The sequence below is a fragment of the Segetibacter sp. 3557_3 genome, from assembly GCF_004354985.1.
GTDB lineage: Bacteria > Bacteroidota > Bacteroidia > Chitinophagales > Chitinophagaceae > Segetibacter.
Map to the genome: position 1 here is coordinate 453,920 of NZ_SMSK01000003.1, position 7,552 is coordinate 461,471.

The window sequence follows — 7,552 nt, forward strand, 5'->3', positions numbered from 1 at the left end:
TTCTCCACAAGCTTTCCACCACTAAATTTTACCATTTCGTTGCCACCCTGATTTGCTGTATGTTCGCAGACATAAAAGTTGTGAAGTGAGATTAAAGTCATTAGAAATCAAGGGGTTCAAGAGCTTTGCCGATAAAACCGTTGTCAACTTCGATGAGGGCATCACCGGTATTATTGGTCCGAATGGTTGTGGAAAAAGCAATATCATCGACAGCATCCGATGGGTAATTGGTGAGCAGAAAATCAGCGCCCTTCGAAGTGAAAACCTTGAGGCACTTGTCTTCAATGGCAGCCGCACACGAAGCGCAAGCGGCCTGGCTGAAGTAAGCCTGACGTTTGAAAACACAAAAAACCTTTTGCCTACTGAATTTAGCACCGTAACCATAACCCGGAAGTTTTATAAGAATGGTGAAAGTGAATACCGGATGAATGATGTCAGTTGCCGGCTAAAAGACATTCACAACCTTTTCATGGATACCGGGGTTAGTACCGACAGTTACGCCATTATCGAGTTGGGCATGGTGGATGATATTATCCGCGACAAGGAAAATAGCCGGCGCCGGATGCTAGAACAGGCTGCAGGTATAACCATTTATAAAACACGTAAAAAAGAAGCAAAAGCAAAACTCGACCTTACGGAAAGCGACCTTAACCGCATCGAGGATCTTGTTTTTGAAATCAATAACCAGCTTAAAACACTCGAGAACCAGGCGAAAAAGGCTGAGAAATATTACGAGATCAAAAAGGATTATAAAGAGATCAGCGTAGAACTTGCCAAAGCTTCACTCGAAGGATTTAACGACACCTACCAGCAGCTAAACGCCCAGCAGGAAACAGAGACAGATAAAAAGTTTAAACTCGAGGCAGAAATAGCTACCGACGAAGCAGCTGTTGAACAGGAGAAATTGGGGTTCATAGAGAAAGAACGGGCACTGCAGGCAATGCAACATGAATTCAACGACCTGGTGCAGAAACTGCGGAGCCAGGAGAACGAGAAAAACCTTGCGAGCCAAAAGCTTCAATACCTGAAAGAAAAAGCAACGAGCTTGAAAACTTTCCTCGACAAAGCGGAAGGACAGGTAGCAGGAATAGACGAGTCCATAACTTTTACGACCCAGCAGTTATCGGAAGAAGAAAGCAAGTTGAGCCATTTGCAGGACCAGGTTGAAACTGCTAAGATGGACGTGCAAACAAAACGCCAGGTGTACGATGAAAAACGCAGCGCGGTTGATCAACTTAGGCGAAGGTTCCAGGAGGTGCAACGTAAGCAGTTCGATGCAGAGAAGAAAGTGGCGGTTGCAGATGCGTCTATACAAAACCTGCAACGTGCATTGTTACAACTGCAGGATGAGCGGATGCAACGCGAAAGTCAACTGAAGCAATTGGAGGTACAAAAGGTTGATAAGGACCAGGAACTGGAAGACAAAAGGGTAGAATTAAGGGAATTACAAGAACAACATGAAGCAACAAAACAACAAATACTTGAAACGCAGCAGCAGCTGGAGAACCTGAGAAGTAAACTCGCGGAGGAAAACAGGACCTTCGACTCTAAGAAAAATGAGCATGCTCTTCTCAAGAGTATGATCGATAGCATGGAAGGTTATCCTGAAAGCGTAAAGTTTCTAAGTAAGAGCACAAGTTGGAACAACAAAGCACCCATACTCACAAACATCATCTATGTAAAGGAACAATACCGGGCAGCGGTGGAAAATGTATTGGAACCATACCTTAACTACTATGTTGTAAATAACATTGAGGAAGGCTTTGCCGCTGTTAACCTGCTTGACGTAAACAAGAAGGGTAAGGCAAATTTCTTTTTGCTCGACCAGATTAACGGGTACGAAAGTGCTGCCGTTCATCAACCTGCCGGAACAATACCTGCAATGGACGTAATAGAGGTTGATGAGTCGTACCGAAAGCTTGCTGAATACCTTTTAAGCAATGTATTTATTGCTGAAACCAATGATGGTTTGCAGGAAAGTAACGGTGCTGTTGTATTGGAAAAGACAGGGAAATTCCTGAAAGGTAAATACAGCATCAGTGGTGGAAGCGTAGGTATTTTTGAAGGTAAGAAAATAGGCCGGGCAAAGAATCTTGAAAAGCTGGCGGAAGAACTTTCGTCCCTGGAAAAAGTTGTCGCAAACCGGAAATCAGAAATCCAGGCTCGCCAGAATGAAGTAACGATGTACAGCCAGCAACTACAAGAGCAGGCAATAAGGCAAACACAACAACAAATCAGCGAGCTTACCAACCAGGTATTTGCTATACAGAATAAGATCGAAAACCTAAATGCGTCACAGGCTTCCGCACAAAAGCGACTCGAAGACCTCCAGGGCAACCTGGAAGCAAACCAGGATGCTATCGCGGATGTTCGTGAAGAATTAACCGGCCTGAATGAAGCTTTGCAGGATGCGGCTGAGGAAATGAAAACGCAGGAACAGGACTACCGTCTTGCGGAGCAGGAGTACCAGGATTTTAACCGCCTGTTCAATGAGAATAATTTATTGCTTACCCGCCAACAGAGCAAGATATCGGCGCTTAAAACAGAACTCCAGTTTAAGAATAACCAGTTAAACGACCTCACCCAACAGATCGAGAGCAACAAGGTTCAATTGAAACAGGTCAGTGAGAACATAATTGAAAACGAGGACACCTTGAAAGATGCTGAAGCATTTTTGGTCAACCTGCTCCGCATGAAGGAAGACGAAGAGCAAAAGCTCAATGCTGCTGACCAGGCGTATTACAACCTTCGCAATGCTTTGGGCGAAAAGGAAAGCCAACTACGCCACAAAGTGAAAAGCAAAGAAATTCTTGATCAAATCCTTGCTGAAATAAAGGATAAGCTGAATGAGCTGAAGTTACAGCTTGCCGGTATGAAAGAGCGCCTCAGCGTTGAGTTTCGCATTAACCTCGATGAGATCATTGACCAGGCAAGAACAACGGAAACTTCGCTTGATGATCTAAAGGCCGCAAGTGACAGGATGAAAAAACGCCTTGAGAATATGGGCGAGGTGAACCCTACTGCCATTGAGGCTTTCCAGGAAATGAAAAAGCGTTATGATTTTATAGTAGAGCAGAAAAACGACCTTGTGACGGCAAAAGACAGTCTTCTGCAAACCATACAGGAGGTGGAGACCACAGCCAACCAGAAGTTGCTTGATACTTTCAACGCCGTCAGGGAGAACTTCCAGAAGGTATTTAAGGCACTGTTCACTGAAGAAGATATGGGCGACCTTATTCTTGAAAACCCGGAGAACCTGGCAGAAACAGGAATTGACATAATTGCCAAGCCAAAGGGTAAAAAACCCAGCAGTATTGGTCAGTTGAGTGGGGGAGAAAAGACCCTGACCGCTACAGCGCTGCTTTTTGCGATCTACCTGATTAAGCCTGCACCTTTTTGTATTCTTGATGAAGTCGATGCCCCCCTCGACGACGCGAACGTGGGTAAGTTTACCAAGATGATACAGCAGTTTAGCGAGAATTCGCAATTCATCATCGTTACCCACAACAAGATGACAATGGGAGCAGTTGATGTAATTTATGGAGTTACCATGCAAGAGCCTGGTGTTAGCAAACTGGTGCCTGTTGATTTTAGAAGTTTAAACTAACCATTGCTTCCCATATACAGGCTGCTCCTGAACCGGGCAGCCTTTTTCATTCCGCTATCATTCAATAAGATTATTAAGCTTTGCATATAAGATTAATATTGCCGTTTTGGCATCCTTGATTTTACCTTCAATCAACCATTGATAGGCTTCATCGAAAGGTACCTCCATAACTTCTATGTCTTCCTGTTCATCATTAAGTCCGCCACCTGCTGTCTTTTTTTGACTGTGATCATATTCTGCTACAAAAAAATGTAGCAACTCTGTATCAGCGCCGGGCGATGTATACAGTTCCATAATCTTTTTAACATTGGTGATTTCGAAACCTGTTTCCTCCGAAATCTCTTTCACTATTGCTTCTTCTGGCGATAGATTGTCAAGTAGCCCTGCACAGGTTTCGATCAGTAACCCGGAAGGATTACCATTGATGTAAGAGGCAATTCTTAGTTGCCTGATAAGTATAATTGTACGTTGTCGACGATTATACAGTAGAACTGTTGCCCCATTGCCATGATCATATATTTCTCTAACCTGTGTTTCTGTACTGCCATCAATCTTTGTAAAGTCAAAGGTGATTTTGTTAAGTATGAACTTTTCGGCGGATAGTTTTAGTACGTCCGTAATGTTGATATCTCCGGCGGCCATATGTATGATTTTGCCCGGTGAAGATAAAGCGGAAAGCTTCACACAAGTGGTTACATATACTATTATTTTGTATTGTCTTTTTTCTTCAACCTTCGCGGGACATATAGCAATTGCCTGATCGATGATCACTTTTTTGACAAGGGGTAATTGAAGCAGTAAAATCTTTTTTATGTTTATGCCCGCAACTGCTTATAATCCCTTAACCCACAGCGATGCATAACTCAACAGCGCAGCCCCTTCAACTCAATCAACGAACCGAAATTGTCGACATGCTCCGGGGTTGGGCGCTCCTTGGGGTTGTGCTGATGAACTACGCCGACTACTACTATATGGGGCTGGGCACGAATTCAGCAAAGTCGGATGTATTGGAGAATGTTCTGCAAACGATTGGTAACATCCTGTTTGCTGCAAAGTCCTGGACAATGCTCAGTTTCCTTTTTGGTTATGGCTTTGCCGTTTTGATGGCAAATGTTGCGGATAAGGGTTTAAACCACGTGAAATTTTTCTCACGCAGGATGTTTTGGTTGTTTGTTCTTGCAATTATCAATAGCGCCTTTTTCTGGGGCGATATCCTTAAAGACTACGCGGTAATGGGAATGATACTCCTTGCTTTTCACCGCTGCTCCGCCAAAACAGCCTTCATTATCGGCATGTCGCTGTTCCTGCTCACGCCTGCAGTCGCAGCCTACGTCTCGTCTCTTGGTATACGCGGAGGAATGGGGTTAATGGAACCATACTTTCCATTATACAAAAGCAGCAATGTGTTGAATGTACTATGGTTTGGACTTGTGGGTACTTATCTGTTTGAAATATTAAGTCCAAATTACCTGATCACTGTACACGTTGTGATGTTGGGCTGTTTCTTTCTTGGCCTGGCTACACAGAAAATTAACTTCTTTAACAGGCTTGCGGAGAACAGGAAATACCTGAAGCGCATCTTCTGGGGTTCACTGGCATTCATTGGCCTGTTGATCGGAATCTTTGCTTTAACCAGTAAAATGAAATGGGGATGGATGAAGTATTATCAACCCTTTTACTTCATCATTCTTAGCTCGATGATCTTTCTTGTTGCCACGCTTTCCTGGCTGCATGTCTCCGGCAAGCTAAAGGGCTTTTTCAGGGCAATGCAAACCATCGGCAAGATGACCCTCACCAATTACATTGTACAAAACATTCTTGGAATGTTCCTTTTCTCTGGATTTGGCTTCAACCTCTCGTTAGTCAACCGGGTGCATTTTGGGTATTACCTGCTGTTTGCTTTTATCATTTATGTGGTGCAGATTTTCTTTAGCAAGTGGTGGCTATCGCGTTATTATTATGGTCCGATCGAATGGGTATGGCGACAGCTGAGCTATGCCAAAAGGCTGCCCATCAAGCGCGAAAGCGCTGCTTACGAAAATGTTGGGGACAGTATGGGCGCGGTAAAGCCGGCATCATAATCAACGGTGTTCGCCAAACACTTCTCTTAGCGCGTCAGAGATCTCGCCAAGGGTACAATAGTTTTCAACAGCCTTAATCACAATTGGCATCAGATTTCGCCCGTCTGAAGCAGCTGCTTTGATCTCGGCAAGAGAATGGTTTGCAGCCTCCGGGTTCCTGGTGGATCGTAATTTTTTAAGTTTCAAAGATTGTATTTCTCGTATGCTGTCATCAATTCTGAACGATGGGATTGTTGATGACTCAACTCCCTGAAACTTGTTGACACCCACAATGATCTTATTTCCTGATTCAACCTCGCGTTGATGGTGATAAGCGCTACGGGCAATTACTTCCTGTATAAAGCCCTGTTCTATTGCACTTACACTTCCACCCATTGCATCGATAATGCCCATTAGTTCATTTGCTTTCGCCTCGATTTCGTTTGTCAGCTGTTCTACATAATAGGAACCCGCAAGCGGATCGGCGGTGTCAGCCGCACCGCTTTCAAATGCAACAACCTGCTGGGTTCTTAAAGCAATCCTTGCCGCTTCTTCAGTCGGCAGGCTTAAGGCTTCATCATAGCCATTGGTGTGAAGACTTTGTGTGCCCCCGAGCACCGCTGCAAGTGTTTGTAGCGTTACCCTGCTAATGTTATTCATGGGTTGCTGTGCAGTAAGCGTGCTCCCCCCGGTTTGCGTGTGAAACCGCAACATCATTGCTTTTTCATCATTAGCCCCCAAATCTTTCATTATGAGCGCCCACATCCGCCTGGCCGCCCGGAACTTCGCAACTTCCTCAAACAAGTTGTTGTGGGCATTAAAAAAGAAGGAAAGCCTTTTACCAAAGACATCGATGTCTAAACCTTTCCTGAGTGCGGCCTGTACATATGCCTTCCCGTTGCTGAGTGTAAAAGCTACCTCCTGAACAGCGGTGCTCCCCGCCTCTCTGATATGATAACCCGAGATGGAGATGGTGTTCCATTTCGGCAACTCAAGACTGCACCATTCAAAGATGTCGGTGATGATGCGCATACTTGGCTTGGGCGGAAATATATAAGTGCCCCGGGCAGCATATTCTTTTAAAATATCGTTTTGAATGGTACCCGTCAGGTTTTTGAGATTTGCTCCCTGCCGTTTCGCCAGCGCTACGTAAAAACTCAGCAATATGAAGCCGGTGGCATTAATGGTCATGGAGGTGCTCACATCTTCCAGTTTGATGTTGTGAAAGAGCAGTTCCATGTCTTCAATGCTGTCAATGGCTACACCAACTTTGCCCACCTCGCCTTCACTCAGGGGATGATCGCTGTCGTAACCTATTTGGGTAGGAAGGTCAAACGCCACGCTTAAGCCGCTAACACCCTGGGCGAGCAAGTAGTGGTAACGCTTGTTGCTTTCCTCAGCCGTAGAAAAACCGGCATATTGCCGCATCGTCCAAAGTCGGCCGCGGTACATGTCAGGTTGTACACCACGTGTGTAGGGAAACTCACCAGGCTTTTCTGTACAAACAGATCGTTGCTCTATGTCTTCCGACGTATAAACAGGTTTTACTTCAATCCCGGAATCAGTATAGCGCTTGTTGGTCATGGTAAGCAAATGTGGGTAAAAAAGATAAGATCAAACAAGGAAACGGCGGCAAAACAGCACTCTCCTGGGTCGAATAGATCGATAATTAGGTTGAACGCGCCCCGGAATGTTGTGCGGTACAAGAGTGTCCTTATAAGCACGCTGATGTTTCCTGGATTGCAACTTTGGGGTAATTTGTAAAACCAAAAACCCTTTGCAATTAAGACCGTTACGCAAATTGAATGCTTACTTCAAACAAGAGTGTGGTTCTGACAGCTTTTTGAGTTTCAAATTGACCGTTAGAGGTCCTATAGAAGAGTAA

The 7,552-nt window shown here is 44.7% G+C and carries 4 protein-coding genes; 2 read left to right on the plus strand and 2 right to left on the minus strand.

Features of this window, described 5'->3' with window-relative positions; translation table 11 throughout:
• The first annotated feature begins 85 nt into the window (after positions 1–85).
• Positions 86–3,607: a chromosome segregation protein SMC gene (smc, locus tag EXU57_RS08020; RefSeq protein ID WP_133267661.1), complete on the plus strand. Its 3,522-nt coding sequence runs from the start codon at positions 86–88 to the stop codon at positions 3,605–3,607.
• Positions 3,608–3,664: 57 nt separating this feature from the next.
• Here the strand turns inward: smc and EXU57_RS08025 are convergent, their stop codons facing one another.
• Entirely contained in the window at positions 3,665–4,249 is a 585-nt protein-coding gene (locus EXU57_RS08025) for an NUDIX domain-containing protein (RefSeq protein WP_133267662.1), read from the minus strand.
• Between the two features lie 212 nt (positions 4,250–4,461).
• Between EXU57_RS08025 and EXU57_RS08030 the strand changes: the two genes are divergently transcribed.
• On the plus strand, positions 4,462–5,688 hold the full coding sequence (locus tag EXU57_RS08030; RefSeq protein WP_133267663.1) for a DUF418 domain-containing protein: 1,227 nt from the start codon (positions 4,462–4,464) through the stop codon (positions 5,686–5,688).
• Here the strand turns inward: EXU57_RS08030 and EXU57_RS08035 are convergent, their stop codons facing one another.
• Entirely contained in the window at positions 5,689–7,251 is a 1,563-nt protein-coding gene (locus EXU57_RS08035) for a methylmalonyl-CoA mutase (protein WP_133267664.1), read from the minus strand. It abuts the gene before it with no gap.
• Positions 7,252–7,552 lie beyond the last annotated feature (301 nt).

What these genes read in the sequence shown, in the direction of transcription:
- EXU57_RS08025 (WP_133267662.1), bottom strand. Translation starts at nt 4,249, where the DNA reads ATGGCCGCCGGAGATATCAACATTACGGACGTACTAAAACTATCCGCC.
- EXU57_RS08030 (WP_133267663.1), top strand. Translation starts at nt 4,462, where the DNA reads ATGCATAACTCAACAGCGCAGCCCCTTCAACTCAATCAACGAACCGAA.
- EXU57_RS08035 (WP_133267664.1), bottom strand. Translation starts at nt 7,251, where the DNA reads ATGACCAACAAGCGCTATACTGATTCCGGGATTGAAGTAAAACCTGTT.